23 protein-coding genes are annotated in these 18,233 nt (G+C 58.8%); 9 read left to right on the top strand and 14 right to left on the bottom strand.

Translation table 11 applies throughout. The annotated features are described in order from the left end of the window. Window positions 1–20: 20 nt before the first annotated feature. From IB268_RS24925 to IB268_RS24915, 3 genes are read right to left on the bottom strand one after another with little or no spacing between them, the layout of a single operon-like run. The gene (locus IB268_RS24925) at window positions 21–2,087 is read right to left on the bottom strand and encodes a phage terminase large subunit family protein (RefSeq protein ID WP_175214207.1); all 2,067 of its coding nucleotides are present in this window, start codon (window positions 2,085–2,087) and stop codon (window positions 21–23) included. After that, window positions 2,087–2,584, bottom strand: coding sequence for a terminase small subunit (locus IB268_RS24920; RefSeq protein WP_054453595.1), 498 nt, complete (start codon window positions 2,582–2,584; stop codon window positions 2,087–2,089). Before IB268_RS24920 ends, IB268_RS24925 begins: the two co-directional genes overlap by 1 nt. Beyond that, entirely contained in the window at window positions 2,581–3,369 is a 789-nt protein-coding gene (locus tag IB268_RS24915; protein WP_175214208.1) for a hypothetical protein, read from the bottom strand. Before IB268_RS24915 ends, IB268_RS24920 begins: the two co-directional genes overlap by 4 nt. A 363-nt stretch (window positions 3,370–3,732) precedes the next feature. Between IB268_RS24915 and IB268_RS24910 the strand changes: the two genes are divergently transcribed. Together IB268_RS24910 and IB268_RS24905 are read left to right on the top strand one after the other, a co-directional pair. Then, window positions 3,733–5,175 carry a DUF1254 domain-containing protein gene (locus tag IB268_RS24910; RefSeq protein WP_118934027.1) on the top strand — a complete coding sequence of 481 codons (1,443 nt, stop codon included), beginning with the start codon at window positions 3,733–3,735 and terminating at the stop codon, window positions 5,173–5,175. Between the two features lie 328 nt (window positions 5,176–5,503). Then, entirely contained in the window at window positions 5,504–5,746 is a 243-nt protein-coding gene (locus tag IB268_RS24905; protein WP_124260398.1) for a hypothetical protein, read from the top strand. A 441-nt stretch (window positions 5,747–6,187) separates the two neighbouring features. On the opposite strand, the gene IB268_RS31125 is transcribed toward IB268_RS24905, so the two are convergent. After that, a complete protein-coding gene (locus IB268_RS31125; protein WP_082400922.1) occupies window positions 6,188–6,445 on the bottom strand; it encodes a hypothetical protein in 258 nt (85 codons plus the stop codon). A gap of 38 nt (window positions 6,446–6,483) precedes the next feature. Then, complete coding sequence (locus IB268_RS24900; RefSeq protein ID WP_054453614.1) at window positions 6,484–6,690, bottom strand: cold-shock protein; 207 nt, start codon at window positions 6,688–6,690, stop codon at window positions 6,484–6,486. A 440-nt stretch (window positions 6,691–7,130) separates the two neighbouring features. Here IB268_RS24900 and IB268_RS31120 point away from each other — a divergent pair, with 440 nt between their 5' ends. After that, the gene (locus tag IB268_RS31120) at window positions 7,131–7,568 is read left to right on the top strand and encodes a hypothetical protein (RefSeq protein ID WP_082400924.1); all 438 of its coding nucleotides are present in this window, start codon (window positions 7,131–7,133) and stop codon (window positions 7,566–7,568) included. 381 nt (window positions 7,569–7,949) lie between these two features. Here the strand turns inward: IB268_RS31120 and IB268_RS24895 are convergent, their stop codons facing one another. The 8 genes from IB268_RS24895 to IB268_RS24860 form a co-directional block, all read right to left on the bottom strand. Beyond that, complete coding sequence (locus IB268_RS24895; protein WP_054453617.1) at window positions 7,950–8,309, bottom strand: hypothetical protein; 360 nt, start codon at window positions 8,307–8,309, stop codon at window positions 7,950–7,952. A gap of 14 nt (window positions 8,310–8,323) precedes the next feature. Continuing rightward, on the bottom strand, window positions 8,324–8,797 hold the full coding sequence (locus IB268_RS24890; RefSeq protein ID WP_156337365.1) for a hypothetical protein: 474 nt from the start codon (window positions 8,795–8,797) through the stop codon (window positions 8,324–8,326). A 44-nt stretch (window positions 8,798–8,841) separates the two neighbouring features. After that, window positions 8,842–9,291 carry a VRR-NUC domain-containing protein gene (locus tag IB268_RS24885; RefSeq protein WP_118934026.1) on the bottom strand — a complete coding sequence of 150 codons (450 nt, stop codon included), beginning with the start codon at window positions 9,289–9,291 and terminating at the stop codon, window positions 8,842–8,844. Further along, window positions 9,288–10,046 (bottom strand): replication protein P, encoded by a 759-nt coding sequence (locus IB268_RS24880; RefSeq protein ID WP_124260397.1) that lies wholly within the window; start codon window positions 10,044–10,046, stop codon window positions 9,288–9,290. Before IB268_RS24880 ends, IB268_RS24885 begins: the two co-directional genes overlap by 4 nt. After that, on the bottom strand, window positions 10,018–10,854 hold the full coding sequence (locus IB268_RS24875) for a helix-turn-helix domain-containing protein (RefSeq protein ID WP_118934024.1): 837 nt from the start codon (window positions 10,852–10,854) through the stop codon (window positions 10,018–10,020). The genes IB268_RS24880 and IB268_RS24875 overlap by 29 nt, the downstream gene beginning before the upstream one ends. Then, on the bottom strand, window positions 10,851–11,345 hold the full coding sequence (locus tag IB268_RS24870) for a nuclease domain-containing protein (RefSeq protein WP_192354963.1): 495 nt from the start codon (window positions 11,343–11,345) through the stop codon (window positions 10,851–10,853). Before IB268_RS24870 ends, IB268_RS24875 begins: the two co-directional genes overlap by 4 nt. Beyond that, window positions 11,342–11,641, bottom strand: coding sequence for a hypothetical protein (locus IB268_RS24865; protein WP_118934022.1), 300 nt, complete (start codon window positions 11,639–11,641; stop codon window positions 11,342–11,344). The genes IB268_RS24870 and IB268_RS24865 overlap by 4 nt, the downstream gene beginning before the upstream one ends. 294 nt (window positions 11,642–11,935) lie before the next feature. Continuing rightward, window positions 11,936–12,379, bottom strand: a complete 444-nt coding sequence (locus IB268_RS24860; protein WP_118934020.1) for a phage regulatory CII family protein — start codon at window positions 12,377–12,379, stop codon at window positions 11,936–11,938. A 300-nt stretch (window positions 12,380–12,679) separates the two neighbouring features. Between IB268_RS24860 and IB268_RS24855 the strand changes: the two genes are divergently transcribed. Then, window positions 12,680–13,162, top strand: a complete 483-nt coding sequence (locus IB268_RS24855) for a hypothetical protein (protein ID WP_118934019.1) — start codon at window positions 12,680–12,682, stop codon at window positions 13,160–13,162. A gap of 118 nt (window positions 13,163–13,280) precedes the next feature. Beyond that, on the top strand, window positions 13,281–13,766 hold the full coding sequence (locus IB268_RS24850; protein ID WP_175214210.1) for a hypothetical protein: 486 nt from the start codon (window positions 13,281–13,283) through the stop codon (window positions 13,764–13,766). 190 nt (window positions 13,767–13,956) lie between these two features. Here IB268_RS24850 and IB268_RS24845 read toward each other — a convergent pair whose 3' ends face one another. After that, window positions 13,957–14,193, bottom strand: a complete 237-nt coding sequence (locus IB268_RS24845; RefSeq protein ID WP_192354962.1) for a carph-isopro domain-containing protein — start codon at window positions 14,191–14,193, stop codon at window positions 13,957–13,959. Between the two features lie 29 nt (window positions 14,194–14,222). Between IB268_RS24845 and IB268_RS24840 the strand changes: the two genes are divergently transcribed. From IB268_RS24840 to IB268_RS24825, 4 genes are all read left to right on the top strand, one after another. Continuing rightward, window positions 14,223–14,906, top strand: coding sequence for a S24 family peptidase (locus IB268_RS24840; RefSeq protein ID WP_192354961.1), 684 nt, complete (start codon window positions 14,223–14,225; stop codon window positions 14,904–14,906). Window positions 14,907–15,142: 236 nt separating this feature from the next. Further along, window positions 15,143–16,483, top strand: coding sequence for a hypothetical protein (locus tag IB268_RS24835; protein ID WP_192354960.1), 1,341 nt, complete (start codon window positions 15,143–15,145; stop codon window positions 16,481–16,483). After that, window positions 16,476–16,802, top strand: a complete 327-nt coding sequence (locus IB268_RS24830) for a hypothetical protein (RefSeq protein ID WP_192354959.1) — start codon at window positions 16,476–16,478, stop codon at window positions 16,800–16,802. Before IB268_RS24835 ends, IB268_RS24830 begins: the two co-directional genes overlap by 8 nt. 23 nt (window positions 16,803–16,825) lie before the next feature. Further along, on the top strand, window positions 16,826–17,692 hold the full coding sequence (locus tag IB268_RS24825; RefSeq protein WP_192354958.1) for a hypothetical protein: 867 nt from the start codon (window positions 16,826–16,828) through the stop codon (window positions 17,690–17,692). The last annotated feature ends 541 nt before the right edge of the window (window positions 17,693–18,233 follow it).

Here is an 18,233-nt window from a genome sequence, read left to right as displayed (position 1 = left end):
ATTGGTTTCTGTTCTGCGGCCTACCTGCGCCCCCGGAGGTAGCTGGAAGCCGCCACTCGCCGGCGCGCCGGCTTGACGGCCGGCCCGGCACGCGCCGCTGGCGCCACTGGCGCGGCCTTCGCCGGGGCGGCCGGCCGCGTGGTTGACGGCGGCGGCGCCTCAGCCTCCTCGTCCCGCGGTGGCGGCAACGCATCAAGCTTTTCCGCCATGGCATCCCACCAAGCGTCCGACTTGCGAGAAAGGCCAAGATGCTCCGCCACCCATAGCGCATACACCGCGCAGTCCAGTGCTTCGACGCGCTTGCGCAGCGCCGTCCACAGCGTACGAACTCCGGTCGCCGTCTTGCGCGACACCCGCGCTTCGCCTGAGAACTGCCGGAACCATTCGTCCGACAAGTCCTCCGAAAGGTGGACATAGCCCGGGCCCGGCGTCTCGATAGCCAGGCGACTGTGCAGCAGATCCTTGGCCAGGTTCGTGCCGACGTGCCACAGGATCACGCCCTTCTTGATCCGCTTCCCTCGCCAGTCGATATCCACCTGGCCGGCGCCATCCTTGATGGCCTTCTCACCGAAGGGGCGACCGCGGACGGCAAAGACCCGGCGCGCCTTGTTGCGGCGCGCGAAATCGTAGACCGCATTCGAATGGTGGCCGCCGCTGTCAATGGCCGTGGCGTAGATACTCATCTGCTGGCCGCCTTCATGCTGGAAGCGCCGCTCGAACAGGTAAGCCGCCACGTTGGACCAGACCTCGTCCTCCGCCGGGTTCCCGTGGAATATCTGGTGATCGACGGTCCACATTTCTCCGCCGCGACCGAATCCCCAGACGCCAACCTCCACCCGATTGCCCTGGGTGTCGCAACCTGCGAGCAACAACGAACCGCCCATAGGAACGAGGTTCTCGGCCAAGCCTGGAAGGCGATAGGCCTCGATCTCGGCGCGCCGCTTCAGCTCGTCCGCCTCGATCTTCTCGACCTCGCCCTCCCAGGCCTGGCCCAGGGTGGTGTTCCAGAAGGTCTTCAGCGGCTCGTCATCGCCCAGCTTTGCCTTGGCGTAGGCCTCCAGGAACTCACGGACCAGCTTGGCCCAGCTAACCATTGGGCTGTACGCAGTCCACACGTGGAAAGCGACGCGCCGATGAGCCGGTATTACCTCGCCAGCCGCGCTACGGAAAACTCCGTCGCGGTCGATGGTGGTGCCGTCCGAACCGCACCAGAATCCAGATTCCGATGCCTCCAGGTACTCGCCCTGGGTGATAAGGCAACCACAGTGCGGGCATAAGTGCTTCACCGATTCTGGATCGCCGTCGATCCACTTGAACCCGTGCGGTTCGTCCTTACCTCCCCAGGTCAGCGCATGATGCCCGTCGCAGTGAGGGCACGTGATGTGATAGTCATATCGCGCATCGGCGCCGGCTGCGCGCTTATCCATCAGGCAGGTCTCTTTCAGCTTGGGCGTGGACCCAACCACCATCTTCGGGAACGTGGCGCCCTCAAGACGCTTGGCCGCCAGCTGGCCGGGGTCGCCCTCACCGTCAATGTTCGAATCGAACGAACTGAACTCGTCCAAGAATGCGACACCGATAGACAGCCGTCGGTAGTTGTCGCCCGAACGACCGCCGCGAAGGTGCAGCACGCTGCCACGGAATTTCTTAACCAGGAGCGTGTTGTCCTTGTGACGCGCCAGGCGAGTCGGAAAGATCGGATGCATCGCCGTCACGTCGCGCAGCATCGGTTCCAGTTCGGTCTTGACGAATTCGTCGCGGGCGCTGTCCGTGGGCTGCCAAAGCGCCTGGTTGCGCCGCTTATGCTCCGCGAAGTACCCAATGGCCGCCAGCAGGATCTTCGTGTAACCAACGCGGGCCGACTTGATTACGTCAACCTCGTGCACATCGTCGCTACCAACGCAGGCAAGGATGGCACGCTGAAACGGCCAAGCCTCCCAACGCTGTTCGACATACGACGATTCGGCCGAAAGATAAAAGTTGCGCTCGGCCCACTCCCGCAACGTCATTGGCTCGGGAGTGGCGAAGGTTGCAAGCCCACGTCGCAGCGCGCGCGCGACCGCGGCGCGATTGGACTCTATGAGCATTACTCACCCTCGTTCTCTTCGTCAGCCTCCAGATCCTCCAGCGACAGGGATGCAATTGCGTTGCGAGCCCTTGCAAGCTCGCGGCGCACAATCGTCAGATCCGCATCAGTCAGATTCGGCAGCCGGCGCTTCAGTGCCGTGGGAATAGCATCCATAGCCGCGCTTACCTTCGTGCCCGCCCGAGTCAAGACCTCCTCCAGCACGCTGACGGGCGCAAGCTCGCCGCGGGCAACCGAGTTCTCCATCTCGATCCTGTCGGCCTGTGCCGCATATAGCCGCGCCTTTTCCTCCGCAGGATCGAGCGTTCTTGTTTCCTCGCCGGCCTGGCGCCCTGCCGCTATGTCTCGAATGTGCCCACAGTAGGACAGCAGCCAGTTTCCCAGCGTATCGCCCGCGACCATGACGCCACGCATGAGCAAGCCGCTGACGGCAGGCTGCGTGATCCCGACCAGTTGCCCGAACCGGGCCTGGGTCGTCTTCTTGTCAAGGTCGATCATCTTGCGGTGGACAGGGCCAGATCTAAGGCGGTGGAAAATTCGGCGTCGTAGCGTTCGCCATAGACCGCTTCTGCCGTTTCGTAGAAGGGGAATCGCTGCGTATAGGTCGGCTGGGCCACCGCAAGCAGGACCGGCTTTACGTCCGCTCCGTGCGTTCCGGTCTTCCGCCATACACCAGCAGACAGATGCTGCTCACGATTTCCGGACATGGACCCCTTGCCGCGGGAAACGAAGTACTGCACGCCGTTGATGCGCCTGTAGCCTTCAGGCGACCGCCCCACCTTCGCAGTGCGTGCGCGGCTGCGCGGCGTGGAGTTCGCCCTGTAGCCTTGCTCGCCGAACGCCTGCAGATACGACAACAGGCGCACGACCTGGCCGCGCGACATGTTGCCGTAGGCATCCATTTCCGCCGCTGCGGCCGGCACCGTAAACGCCCCCGTCGGAAGCCCTACTCTGGCAAGTGCGCGCTCGGACCGCTTCAGCCTGCGCCCACCGCCTAGAACCTGGGGCGGCAGATACTTGTCGGCGGAAATTCCCTTGCCGGCGGCGTCGCGGTAATCGACCGTGGCCACCAGATTGTCTTTGGTGGCCCGGACAAGTCGCAACGCCCGCATCGTGTACGGGGTCGGGCGATCAAAGACCTCTGCGGTGACCTGCGCCAGCGCATCGAGGACGTGTTGCCCGACCCGATTCAAGGCCAAGGCTGTCGCATATGGCAGCTGCCTCTGAACCTGGCCGTAGAAATCCACGCCCTCACGAATCGTAGAGTGGTGGCGCAGCTTCATGACGGTCTCAGATTTGTGCCCCTCACCGCCGAACCCGCGCGATGGATAAGTGGGCGAAATTATTATTACCCCCCCTTAGCGCGCCCGTGACTAGCGAGCGTTCGGGGTTCGAATTACCCTTACCGGACTGATTTCCGCAGGGGCCCCCGGGGTTTCCCTAGAACCTTAGTCATCCGTCTTCGATCTGGCAACGGGCCTCGTTGAGCCCATCAACACAGCGTCTAAGTGGCTCGGATGGCCCACGCTCACCCAAATATCTGCTTGTTCACTTTCCGATAAGAGTGTTATCTCTATGACCGATCCTGTACTGCCTATGTTCTATTGAAGCATCCCATAGCTTGTTCCAACTAGATGAGGCGTTCAATGACCACAAGACGCGAGTTCCTAGGCTCGGGTGCACTCGTAGCACTCGCTGGCGCAACAATAGTGTCCGGCCCGGCTAGCGCACAGACAAGCGCTGATCGACCTGGATTCTTCAGCGCCAAGGACATTGCTGAGGCAGGGTTCATCTACGGCTTGCCTATCGTGATGAACTATGCGGTGATGTACGAGTACGCCGTAGATCGCAATTCGGGGCAGTTCAAGGCCCCGTTCAATCACATCAAGAACGAACCGAACGTCTTCACCTATAAAGATACGGCAATCGTCACACCAAACAGTGACACCCCATATTCCTTTGTTTGGATGGATCTGCGAGCGGAGCCCGTGGTGCTCTCCGTTCCGGAGGTCGAACCCGAGCGCTATTACTCGGTCATGCTCTGCGACGGCAATACTTACAACTATGGCTACATCGGCACGCGTGCCACAGGAAGCGAGGCTGGCGACTACATGGTGGTCGGCCCTGCCTGGAAGGGCGATACCCCACCGGGCATCAAGCGGGTGTTCCGTTCGAGCACACAATTCTCCCTTGCGGGCTATCGCACTCAGCTTTTCGGGCCGGATGATCTCGATAACGTTAAGAAGGTACAGGCCGGCTACAAAGTGCAGATGCTCTCGGCCTACCTGAAACAAACTCCGCCGCCAGCCGCACCATCCATCGACTTCCCCAAGATCGACAAGGAACTTGTGAAGACGAACTTCTTCGAGTTTCTCGACTTTGCGTTGCAGTTCGCACCGCCGGAATCCAACGAGATGGGAATCCGCTCTCAGCTCGCACGCATTGGCATTGGCCCTGGCAAGGCCTTGAACTTTAAGGATCTTCCTCTGGAGCAAAAGCTGGAACTTGGTCTCGGCATGAAAGAGGGCCAGCGAAAGGTCGACGAGGCGGTCGCCAACGTTGGTAAGACGATAAACGGCTGGCGGGTTAGTGGTCTTCCAGGCGATAGCGCTCACTACGATGGCGACTGGTTAAAGCGAGCCGTCGCTGCTCAGGCCGGCATTTATGGCAATGATCCGGCAGAGGCTACCTATCCTTTCACACGCGTTGACAAAGATGGGCAAACGTTAGACGGCAGCAAGCATAGTTACACGCTAACCTTCCCGGCGGGGCAGTTGCCACCTGTGAATTCGTTCTGGTCGCTCACGATGTATGACGGAAAGTCCCAACTTCTTATCGAAAATCCGATCCACCGCTATCTAATTAATTCACCCATGTTACCCACCATGGCCACGAATGCAGACGGGTCCCGAACGCTCTACATACAAAACAAGTCCCCGGGCGCAGACAAAGAAGCTAACTGGCTGCCCGCTCCGAACGGGCCAATTTACTTGGTAATGCGGCTCTACTGGCCAAAGACGACGCCACCTTCGATCCTGCCAGTAGGGGAAGGGACATGGTCCCCCCCCGGAATAGAACGTGTCTCCTAGTCACAGACCGCGTGAATCCTCGCTGTGTGGCGTGTAAGGCCGACGGCACACCATGCGCATGCCTGCTGAAACGCAAGAGCTCTGACCGGAGTCTATATATCGGGGCTTTTTGGTGTGGGGGTACCCTGAAGTGTAGCGGGCTACGGGGAACGAACCCACGTAAGAGGCTTGGAAGGTCCCTGCCTGAGCACTCTGCCAAGCCCACAGAATTGAAACAAACTTCGACCATAGCGCGCATGGCTGCTGGATGTGAGCTGAAGTTGTATTGACCAACCAACGGCACAGTGAATCAATGGTTGCAGGAAGGTATGCCTCAACGGAGAGGACTATGCAACCACACTACACAAAACGAACAATTGAAGTTATCGCTGTGGCATTGGACGGTACTAAATACGTCATCCAACGACGCTGCAAGGTTCTGGCGGGAGATGACGGCGAATATGCATACTTCTACAGCAGCCTCGCCGACGGACGTGTGGTTTCATGGCTCGGCGCAAACCGCTATCGGTTGCCCGACGGCACGGCCGTCCAGGCAATATCGTCTCGCTTAATCGTCGCCGGCAGTAGTTGAAGGGAAAGCGGAGTGAATCGCCCTTTTACTGCGTTGCTTGAAATACCGCTGCCTACCATGGGGAAGTCCGCAGAAATGTGAAAACCGCCTTTCGCAAGGCGGTTTCGAGTCGAGCATGGCGTAAGGCATAGGCCCGCTCTCAGCTTTCACATGTCAGCCTGATCGTGAGAGTCTGCTCGACAGTCTCTCATCGACTGTCGGGCATTGCGTTCGCTGATCGGCCGCGGGGCATTCATCCGAAGCAGACGCCCCAGCAGATACCGCACTCATCTCAAGCGTCGCCCACTGCGATGAACATGTTTCGCTCTATGGCGTCTGCCATCTCACGCAGCCGACTTGCCCGCTCGTACTTTGTCATTTTCTGAGCCAGCATCGTGCCACCTTCCTACACATCTGAAAAAGCCCATCAGCTTCATGCGCAGGAAATCTAGCGGACGTCTATCAGAAAGGTCGAACATGAGCGTCGACCAAATGACGCCCATGATTTATTGCCGCATCCACCGCGATTACAGGGCTTGAAACAAACCCTCCAGAGGCAAAGAGTGGCACCTCCTGTGGCTCGTTCAACTCATGCTGGTCCGAAACGGCACCCAATGCCACAGTTGCGACAAAAGCGGGCCGCTGACTGCCTCCAACCGATATGCGAGAGACACTAGCCGTTAGTCGATAACCTTTATAGACCACGTTGTTGGGGAACATTAGTCCTCCCTGTCTATTCATCAGTCCAGGACCGTTGTTCACAATGCACGAATTTGCGTTGCATGCGGGCCTTTAGCCCCTTGCGCGGTGACGTAGCTCACGCGTTGATTCTCGACCAATACTTTGTGGCCATCGCCACTGACGATTTCAGAGAAATGAGCAAATAGGTCCTTGCCGCCATCCTCTGGCATGATGAACCCAAAGCCCTTGGCGTCGTTGAACCACTTAACTATTCCGGTTTCCATTTTTCAACTCCTTGCATAGCGGGCGAAGCCCGAAAAGGGAGCTAATCAAGGAAAGGACTGCGAACAATGAGGCACCCTGAAGGGTACAAAACCGGACGGAAATCGCGATGCTCGAAAAGCCGCTAACCCACTATGGGCGCATAACTTTCGAAAGTCAACCTACGTTTCTAATTAGCATCAAACCGCAATTTAGACCTTGGCCGCAGGGTGTCGGGCAGAGTGCAACACGCTCGCTAAGTCTTGTGTAACGACTTCCCTTTATTGCGATGGGCCAGTCGCAGGTCGCGTATGCTGAACACATGGAGTTTGAACGTGCGTCACCTCGCCGTATCGCCATGTGGGAGTACAAACATGCAACAAGTCCAATGCCAGCACGATCCATCCTTGCAACTTGAAAGGCAGAGGACGGCGTTCACGTCCGCACGATCATCGGCGATAACGTGAACGCTATCAGAAGGTCCATTGCTAGACTCGCGCACACCTTTGTTAAGCTTTTCCCTCCTGCATCACCCCAAAATGCGGGGAGAGAATCGAGCATAAGAACAAAACCTTCACATCCCGTCATTTCGTCGCCATGGCGTATCTACCGCATCTACGCCCGCCCAGGCCATTTGCTAATTCGAAACGAGCAAGGTCAAGTACTCGATCTGGGGGTCATGAAGGGCCAAGTACCCAACCTCACCTATCGACTTTTCATCGGTGGATTGAGCGGCAGAAACTTCGCGAATCGCACCCAATTGCTCGATGATGTAGCTCGCCGCTTCCAAGCTGGCGAAGTTGGCAAGGAACTGCTTTCTCTCCCTCAGTGGGAAAAAACACCCGGAGCAGATCTAGATCGGGGCACGCATGTGGACGTGTCCATGAGGGTTAAGCGTTGAAGCACTAGCGAGTTAACGCCCAGCGAGGATTGCCAAAAGGACACATGAAAAAACCCGCCTGCTTTCGCCTGGCGGGTTTTCGGGTGCATTACATGCGGGCGCACCTGTGGACGGAGAAATTGTCGCGGTTCCTGTCGCACTAATCAACTACTTCATGTCGCACTTTTCCACCGATACACAGCAGCGTTGCGAACACCGGGGCGGCTGGGCCGGCGCAACACTTGCCCGTGATCGATAAGTGCGGTGACCGCGCGCAGTACGCCTTGCCGCGCCGCCGTGCGCTCCTTGATTGTCAGTTCCCGCGCCCCCGTCGCGGCTCTCACGAGATCCGCCATCTTGAATTCTCGACCGGGATACGGGGCCATCAACCCGATGATTTCCTTAGCAAACTTCACGTTTCACCTTGTCTTTGAAAAGCCCCAGATACAGCCTGTATTCGGTGGCCGAAATTGCCTTGCCCGTCACCTGGGCAATCCAGCGCAGGGCTGCCGCGCGCCGCTGGTGCGCCTCCAGCCCTGCGAACCGTTCATGACGCTGCGGATACTCGGCGATGATGATCATGCGTTCAAGGAGAGGTAGCGCCTGATGCAGACGCTCAACCGCCATCGCATGGTCCACCTCGATCGGGTGGTAATCCTCAGTCGCCGGCTCGTACCACACCATGTTTCCAACTGATGCACCGGACCAGCACCAGCGCGCCCAGTTCCACAAAACGGCGTTAGCGTCGAATCGGTCAGCCATTGCGCCCCCGAGCCTTAGCCCAGCTCCTTAAGGAGCGTGGCAATCTGCTTGACCTTGGCCAACTCTTTCGCATCCGCTGCCGCGCGCTCCTCGATCATGATTGCGGCCTGGTCGATCTCTTCGGCCAACGTCCCCAGCCCAGCCATAACCGTCCGAACCTTTTCGGCGATGATCGCCAGCACGTCCATGGGCGCCGCTTGCTTTGTGCCCCCGAGTACATCAACGGGTTCCTTGCCGTGGAAGGTGTTGCTCATCATCTGCTGCCCCTGATTCGTCATCGTCAATTTTTCCTTCACCTCAATGCGCCGGAACGACCCCGGCACAACCTCTTTGATCAACCCCGCCTCCCTCAGCCTCCTCAAGCATCCGCGCATAGTGTGGATATCCGGGGATGCGCCCGTGGTGTCCTTCATGGCCTGAGCAATCCGCAACGCGGTAAAGGCGGTGGTGCGCTCGGCCGGCAAGACCGCATAGATCTTCTGAGCCAACGCCGTCTGTCCTGCCAGCAAGGCCGCATTTCGTCCCGGGGTCATCAAATCACCCCCGGGGAATAAGTCACTTTCGGATTCAGGTATTCCAGCAGGACGGATCGCGCTTGATCAAAGCTGCGGCACACCTCGACGCGATATCCCGCGCCCTTGAGGTATGCAATCCAGTCTTTCTGGCTTGTGCTGACCCGGCCGTCGCTGGTCTTCATTTCGATCCACAGCCCCGGGCATCCGAAGCGCGGCACCGGCAAACAAAGATCTGGCACCCCAGGCTTCACGCCCTGCCCCTTCAGCTTTGCCGCTACAGCCGCGTGCCGCTGACCGCCGTTGGGAACATGGAAGAGGCGCGATAGCTCCGGGTACACACCGGCCTGAAGGTTGGCCCAACGTATAACCTGGGCTTGAATGGTGTCTTCGCTGGGTCTAGCGAGAACCGCCACGCGACTGGTCGTGCAATGCGTGCGAGTAGCAGCAGTGTTGGGCCATCGCTTCATGCCTGCGCCCCCTGGTCCGTGCCCATGCGCAGCGCATTGCGCGCCATGGCGACAATCCCTGGCGAGTAGCGCTTGCCATTGGGGTTTTCGGTTTCAGCGATCACCCGCTTCCACCCGCGCAACGGATCACGGCCCGACTGGTTCAGGATCGCACCCACTCCCGTTGCCTCCAGCGCCTTGGCGGCCTCTGCCGGCGTCGCATGAGTCGCCCCAGGCGGAGGCAATGCGACAGCGGGCACGGGGATGGCTGCCCATTCGCCCCGGCCCAGTTCATCCGACAGTGCCCGCTCCCAACGTGACTGCATCACCGAGTAGCCGCAGTTCAGCAGGTCATGGGAGCCGACGCGCACCGCAGCCCAGTACACGGCGGGATGGCTCCATTGCCCCACCTCGCCGCGGCGGCGCGCCGTCATCCCCGCAACAGCGTCATGGAATGCGTTCTCCGGGATCAGGCCTGGCCGGCACGCGCGGATGAACTCGCCTACGGCGGGCGGCCAGTCGGGGAACATGCGGCGGCAGGTCCGCAGCCCCTCGGCCACTTCCTGAGGCGTCACGCGGTCCTCGTCCAGCGCTTCGGCCCAGGCCTCTTTCCAGTTCTCGATACTCTGCATGTCCGGGAAGTCCTTCAGCCAGCGCCCCCCGTACGTGCCCGACAGCCGGTTCCACAGATGGTCAATCGGCGTGATGCCATCCAGCTTTTCACGGGGCACGAGCCAGCCGTTTCCCTCAGACGTTGATCGTGCGACCGTCGTCATAGTCGTTGCCTCCTGAGGCTCGATTGCGATTCACGTATTCCGTGGGGTTGAACTTGCCGCCCCGGCCGGATGGTTGCCCACCTGGGGCGAACAGCCCTTGCCAGCTTTTGCCGATGGCATGGGCAATGACCGCTTCCGGCGTGTGGCCCTGGTGCCGGAACCCGGCCAGGTCTTTCACCTGCTGCTTGGCAGCCTCTTCGGTCAATGGCTTCCGAATCTGCACGCGGTGACGCACCCAGCGCCCCCACAGTTCCGCATCCAGCCAATCCGGCAATTCCACGCACATCGGATCGAACCCCGGCGAGCGCTTGCGCGCGCCTGTGACGGTTCTTGATGGTTCTGACGGTTCTATGACGGTTATATGCGGGTGCAACCCGTTGCACCCTTTCATGTCGCCGTTTGCACCCTTTGCGTCGTCAGTTGCACCCTTTGTGTCGTGGTTTGCACCCTTTTCCGCCGGTTCAGGTGGTGCAAAATCTGCACCGTTTTCCTGCTCCGGGTCCGTCGGTTTGAGGGATGCAAAATCTGCACCCTTTATCCAAGCCTCAGAAATCCGGTACTCACGGCGCTGATTGCGGCCGCCGTTGCCAGCATTCACCAGGATCAACCAGCCGGCCTTTTCCATGCCGCGCAGTTGGTACTGAACGGCGCGCACCGACTGGCGGGTCTTCTCGGCCAGGGACGCGATGGACGGATAGATGCCCGTACCTTGATCGCTCGAATGGTCCGCGAGCGCCAGCGCGAGAATCATCTCCCCACCGCCGTTCGGATACCGCTCGAACACCATCCCCATGACTTTCACGCTCATGGCGACTCTCCATACAAACGTTGGTACCCGCGCTCGGCGTCCTCGGGCCATTTGCCCAAGGCGATGATGCGCAAGCGCGTAAGACGCAGCCCAGGAACGAAGTAGCTCAGCTTCATTTCCCACGGCGCGGTTGATTGATCGAGGAAGTAATGGCATCCGCCGCAGCCAAAGGCGATCGCCCAGTCATGGGCCTTGATCCCCTTTCCTTTCCCGTCGCGTATCTGGTTGGAATGGCATGCCACTGTCGTGTCTGTACCGCCCTGGCAGTACTTGGGCACGCGCAGCAAGCATTCCTCGCCCTTGGCAAGGTCCAGCAGCGCCGGGTTGCGATAGACGGTCTTGGGCGGCTTCTTGCCCTTCTTGCGCGCCTTCATGGAAGCGCGGGGCGGCGGCAGCGCCTTTGCGCGCATCATCGGGGCCTTGGCCTTCAGCGGCGCGCCACGCTTCATCGGCGTCTTCTGGCGAAGCGGCGTCTTGCGTTGCAGCGTCATGCAGCCCCCGCTTGCTTTCGAACACGCCACCATGCCGGCAGATGCCACGCATTCACGCGTTGCTTGACCAGCCCATCTCGAACGGCATCGAACAGGAAGGCATTGACTGCGCAGCTGGCGGCCATGGCGCGTGATGTGCTGAACCAGGGATCTACCGGCAACAACGCGGGCTCAACGATGGCTCGCAGCGCCCCCACATCCACACGGCGCGGCGTTTCGATAATGGCCTGGCGGACAGCTTCCACCGTCGCCAGCGGCACGCAGTAGCCCCTGAACATGTGCAGGCAGTCAGCCATAGATGCCGCTCCATGCCACGAACGGCTTGCGGATGGCCGTATGAAACAGCCCTGCTGCCGTAGCGTTGTGGTCCAACTCCGCGCGACTGATGACCCCGCACATGTCGCGCACGTACTGCGCTGCATGCTGGCTCGGGGACACGCCCACAGGGGCGGCACCGATGCGGGAAACAACCCACCGCTGGAACTTCGCGCTGCTGCACATCATTGCAGCCGTGCGCGACAGCGCCGCCCCCTTACGCTCCGCGGACGGGACACGCGCCCGCACGGGTACACCCGATGTTCCGCGCTGCATCATTCTTCGGCCATCCCGCTCAGACGGTTCGCAACACTCGCCACAGCCTCCATGACCACGCGTCCAGCCGCGGTGACGCGTGCAACCTCCTGCTGGTCCACGCCGCCGTCGGCCAGGGCGTCGTACACCTCATGGCCAAACTTGCCATGGGCGACCATCAGGCCGGCGACCTGTTCCAGCACGGAGATGTCGCTTTCACCGCAGGATTCTGGGGCCTTCACCAGCAGATACCCGTTGCTGTGCGCGAATGCGGCCAAGATCCGAGGATCGCCCGTCATGCGGACGATGCGATCCGCCTCGGTAAGGGTCAGGTGGTGCGTGGTGTTGTTGGGGTTGACCTTGTTGCGCAGGACGGCCGCTGAGATGCCAACCAGCGGCCCCAGGGACTCACTCCCACCCTTGTATTCATGCACCGTCAGATCGGCCGCAGTAGTGATGTTCATCTCATGAATTCCTGAACGTATTAATTGCTGCGCAGCGGCCTTACGCTTCGCAGCATGGAAACAAGAATCTCGCCCCGCCCATCAATCGCCACTGGCTGGACGTCGCCCCACGCTCTTTTGGGACCTGTTGGTTCAGGTGTCAGCGATATCTGCACCGGCACGCTACTCACCGGGCCTCGCGCGAGAATCGGGCGGAGGCACCGGCAACGGCGAGTGCTCTGTGTTCGGGATCTTCTCGGTTCCACGCAACGTAGAATCAGTGGTTCCTACGCCACCGTTTCCTACCCTGGGGGAACCTTCTTGGACTTTTCTCTCATCACTAGCGCAGTCGCTGCCATCAATGGCGCCATCGACCTCGGCAAGGGGGCTATGTCCGTCAGAGACGAGGCCAAAGCGATGGACATAGTCCGGGCCATGAACGAAAAGCTGCTCGATGCCCAACAGCGTCTTTTCGAACTCAGCGCTGCCATCAACGCGCTGCAACATGAGAACTTCCATGCCACACAAGAACTCCGAGAAGTTAGAGAAGCCCTCGCAGAGCGCGGCCGCTACTCGCTTGTCGAGATCAGTAACGGCCAGCTGACTTATCGGATAAATCCCTCCCCAACACTTTGCGGGGCCAGCGACCCAAGCTCCCCGGAGCCTGATCACTACATCTGTCAGAAGTGCTTTGACGGCCCAGGTAAGAACAAGGTTGTCCTGCAACGCCGGTTCCGCACCGGAGGCCGGAATTCGTACTGGCACTGCGCCGGCTGCAATATGGGATGGGCCTTCGACAAATGATTGAGCGCGTCTGCTAGCGTCGTGGCTACGCATAGGAGGGCTCCCGAAGCGGAGTGAGCAGCTCCCGACTGCTATGACTTGCGCCCTCAATCCACACACCCTCTGAAAAGGAATTGCCATGGCGACGCTCAATCGCGAGACTCAGCTGATTTGCCTTCAACGCCTGGCCGCGGAGTATCCGAACGAGGTTGATGTAGATTCCTGGGAAAACGAGTTCCCTGACTGCTCGGTGAACCTTGCGTACCTGCATGAACACGGCTTGATCAACGCAACCATCGTGCGCCCCATGTCCGGGCCTGCTCAGGTCGTTGCTGCCTGCATCACCGCGCAAGGGATGGATTTCCTTGCCGACGATGGAGGCCTCGGCGCGATCCTCGGTGTAGTGACCGTGCGGCTCCATGACGACACCATCAAGGCGATGATTGAATCTACGATCCTGCAATCGGACCTCCCGCAGCCAGAAAAGAAGAGATGGCTCGATCAGCTTCGATCGCTGCCCGCCGAGACCACAAAACACCTCGTACTGAAGCTCGTTGATAAAGGCCTGGAGTCGGGACCGGCTGCACTTGCTGCAGTCGGAACCCTGCTGGGGATGACCTCATGAACAGCGCGAATCCAGCTTCTGGGCCAAGTTCGACCCAGAATCCGTCAACGCCGGTTGATACCTCCATGACGCACTGGCCGTTGTGAAAAACCAAGGAGGTGGGAAGCAGCTCAAGCGTCTGCACCGACCTATGCATGGGAGGGCTCCTGATGGACGTGAAAGCCAAAGCGCGGATGGCGGAGAGTTGATGTCATGCCGCCCTCGCCTCTTCGGCCAACTCGGGCCATACCTTCGCCCATTGCTTGCACAAGAGTCGCTTCGATATGCCGGAAGCCGTCTCAAGAGCGGTCGCGTACTCGGCAGGAACATTTCCAGACTTCTCCCATTGCTGGACGGTCTGGTAGTTGTTCGCGCCGGTCTTCCTAGCCGTTGCCACCGGTCCGCCGGCGTTGGCGATGGCTTGAGCGATATGAGGGTTTTTGTCCATTCGCCCACTCTATACAAGAAAAACTAGCAATGCAAGAAATTCCTGCAATGACACAAGCCTTTCTTGTGGGTAATCTCGCGCGCATGCCAACGATCCACAAACGAATCAAAGACCTGAGAGAGAAGCTCGGGCTGTCCATGGAACAGCTCGCGGAGCGCGTGCCCGTTTCTTGGCAGACGGTTCAACAGTGGGAGAACGGCAAGACAGCTCCCAAGCGCGCTAGGCTGGAAGCCGTCGCCAAAGCCTTGAACACGACTCCAGAGTATTTGGCCGTGGGGCCCGTCACGGATCCAGACACCGACGAGTTCGTTGCGGTCCGTCGCCTGGACGTACGCCTCTCTGCCGGCCATGGTGAGATCGTCTTGTCCGAAGATGAGAAGAGCCGCCTCTCGTTCCGCGCGGACTTTCTGCGCACGGCTGGAGCTGCACCGGAGCAAACCGTGTCTGTGTCGGTAACGGGATCCAGCATGGAGCCGCTGATCCCCGACGGGGCGACGGTCCTTGTGAACCGAGCGGCGACTTCAATCGTCAACGGGAAGGTCTATGCCTTTCGCCAGCGTGACGAGGTCAGAGTCAAGCGTTTGCACAAAGGCAACGGCGGCTTTATCGCCAGGTCGGAGAACCTCGTGGGGAACCCTGACCTACACCTGGACTTCGAAGACCCTGAGATCGAGATCATCGGCAGGGTCTTTTGGGTCGGGTTCAGGCTGTGATCCTCTCTTCCTGGGCTGGCGCCAGGCTGCGAGATGATAAGGCGAGGCAGTGGACTCGCCTATAGTGATATCTCTAGACCAAGGCGCTAGAGCGACGGCCGTTATCTGCTCCGGCTGAGGAGGGATTGATCCACGTGGCGCACATCGCCGCTAGCGCGTTGACCAAGCCGACACTCCCCCATCCGGCAGGCTAAAGCATTCCCATCCTTAAGTCCGATATCCAATTTCATTTACACATGAAACGATTGTCCTCGACAGATCTGAGACTATTGAACCAAATGCGTTTACGGCGCGCTAAGCACGCGCTTCGACGCACAAATCGATTTCGCCGAAAGTTCCAGCGATTTCAATCCAGCCGAATTGCCTTAGCCCACCACTTTGGGCAGAAGTCGAAGATCCTGACCTTGCTTGAGGCGCGTGCGTCGAAAAAGATCAATGTCGAGCAAGGTATCCGTGTGACCGTTCCAAAGGTCTTCTCCATTCTTGACGCTCCCGAAGTTGTTGTAGACACGATCAATAAATTTGCAGCAGTCAAAGCATCTGGGAAGCGCCCGACCTCGATCTACATCGACCAGACCGCAATGGAAACTTACGACTTAGCTGCGAGTGCCCTGCTTGATCTAGCGGCGGTCGAGCTAAAAAAGGAGTTGCAACTGAACAATCGCCCTGGGCGATTTGAAGGCGCCTTCCAGAAGTACGGGCCCGTAGCGAGGTTCATTAAAGCGATTGGAATCGTGAGGCATCTCGGCATTCGCGGCCACATGCCAACGTGGACCGAAATGCAGAAGCTCAGGGTGTTTGATCGACGAAATAGACACTACCACCCACCCAAGAGCGCGAAAACGGCGACTAGGAAGGAACTCGCTGCTGGCGGCTTTGTCTCTCATCTTAACGACTGCCTCGCCACCCAAGAAAAAAAACTCACTCCGACTGGCGCAAGCCGCTTGGTTGGATGTTTGGGCGAGTTGCTGGACAACGCGGAAGAACACGCTCGATTCTCAGACTGGTCTCTTCTAGGCTACCTTGACCTCGACTGTGAGCAACCTAAAGTTGAGATCGCAATCATCAACTTCGGGCGCTCATTCGCCGAGACGTTCCAAGAGCTCGAGGCCGACCACTTTTCATGGGACTCTGTCCGTCCTTATGTTGACCGCCACTCATCAAAGTCCAAGCTCCTCGGGGGCTGCCGCGACGAGGATCTATTGACCGTCATGGCCTTACAGCCCCACATTAGCTCCAAAAATCACGATGCGTCTCACAGTCGAGGACATGGGACGGTTCAGCTTTTGCGCTTTTTCAGCAAGGTCCACCAAGCATGCACCGGGTCCGCTCTCGGTGCTCAGATGGCTCTTGTCACGGGCAGTACATTCATCCGCTTCGACGGCAAACACTTGCTATCTGAGAGCCCTGAGCAAGAGGCTACAATAGCATTCAATGATCGAAATTCCCTTACAGATCAACCAGATAACGACTACGTTCGAAGCCTAGGAAAGTGCCATTTCCCAGGTACAATCATTAGCATCAGATTTCCTCTAACCACCGCGATGGTGCAGGAGGAGGAAACAAGAAATGAGTGAAACAGTGATCATCGACTTCCAACAGCGCGGCTATGAAGGTAGGGTCTATTCGGGCCGGCCTAGGGGCGAACTCGCGCGTCGCGAATTGGGCATAGATAGGCTGGATGCGGCGACCAATGTGGACGTGGAAGTGCGAGTGCCCGATAAGTTGTATGGGTTGACCAGTTCGTTCTTCCTCGGATTGTTTGGCCCAAGCTTGAACTTTTTTGGATCGAAAGAGGCTTTTCAAAAGAAGTACAAGATCATTGCTTCCAGGCCAATCATGGAAGAGATTGATGAGTACATTGAGACCGAGCTACGGCGCAACCAATCGCGGTGAGCGCGGCTTTGTCTTGCTTACGTTTGATTCTCGTCATCGTACTCGCGTCGCAATTTAGCGCTGAGGCCAACGCCCGCTTGTCGCCCGAACAGCTTCCATCAGGCTACTGCAACGAATTCCTTTCGCTGACCGTGCACAGTGAATGCCTGGTCTCCCGCTGGTACGCCACTGCGTGGGACCTGAGCAAGACGGAGCACTATGCCCGTTACGGCGCGAGACTCGATGTTTCGTCCAAAGAGCCGGTCGTAATAAATGTCACGGAAAGGCCGCAACCCGAGTCATCACCATTTGAAAAACATTGGGGATCAGTGCTGGCGATCATCGTCTCGCTAGGAACCTTACTTCTCAGCCAAATTCAGTTTCGCCGCGCGCGCGAACGCTCGGTGAAGGATGAGTTTTGGATCCGGCAAGTTGCATATCCGTACGTCTTGCAACCTGGCATGGAGTTCATTGACTGGTGCACCGCCCTACCGCCGCCAGATAACACCCAAGGGCCAGACAATGACACGCTTCGATCGACATTTCGAGAAAAGAAGGGAGCCATGATGAATAGAATTGGCACCCTACAAGCGATGTCGATGCCAGAAGCCCCGGGGGTGCTGCAAGCCGTTGTGACCCGCTGTCGTACGCGACTACAAGGCGCGATGCCCGCGCGAACTACCGATAACGCTTCGGTGATCAACGATCATGCGCCTCTCTCGAGAAAAAAGGGTGTTGACAGTGAATTTGAAGAGTGCGTGTTCGCCATTGAGGACGCGGTGATTACCTACTTGGCTTCCCGGGCTGAGAATGAGGCGTCTGGAGAGGACTACCGTTCAATGCTTGCAGCATTGCAGGTGCAGCGGGGAGCGATGGTAGGAGCGTTGCGGACCTGGCAATACAACATGTAGAGCATTCTGGTAGAAACGGATCGAAGTGAGCCCTCGCGACTGCCAACACCTGGGCCCAAGGGAAAGTTATTCGTCTGAAGTGTCCTATCTTCCAGGTTTCGCCATCATGGGAGATTGCGATGGACGAGGCGAATGGGACAGTGGCCGAGATTCGGGGCGGCGGCAACTCTGGTAAGTACAAAGCCGCGTTCGGCTCGGAGGCAGTTATGTGGACCTCCAAAACCACGGCGTACACATTCAAAAACACCATCAGCAGAATCGATCTTAAGTTCGATCGACGAACGTACAGTGAGTCCACGCGCAGCACATGCACTGACGAAGCCGTCTGCGAGATCCAGAAGCTTCCTACGTCCACCAAATTCTGAATCAAAGCCACCTCCAGGTGGCTTTTTGTTGCGCGCCGCGCTCTACCTATGACCTGCCCCCAGACTTAGTACGGCACCGACATAGAGTCCAGGGTTAAAAACCGTTGTTGCCGATGCGCCTGAGCAAACTGCTCCGGCGTTAAGTATCCCAGCGCGCTATGCGGGCGTTCGGTGTT

The organism is Achromobacter sp. ACM01 (genome assembly GCF_014851745.1).
In the GTDB taxonomy this organism is placed as follows: Bacteria; Pseudomonadota; Gammaproteobacteria; order Burkholderiales; family Burkholderiaceae_B; genus Achromobacter; species Achromobacter aegrifaciens.
The sequence above is the reverse complement of the archived record's forward strand: the minus strand, read 5'-3'. Positions and strand labels throughout refer to the sequence as shown.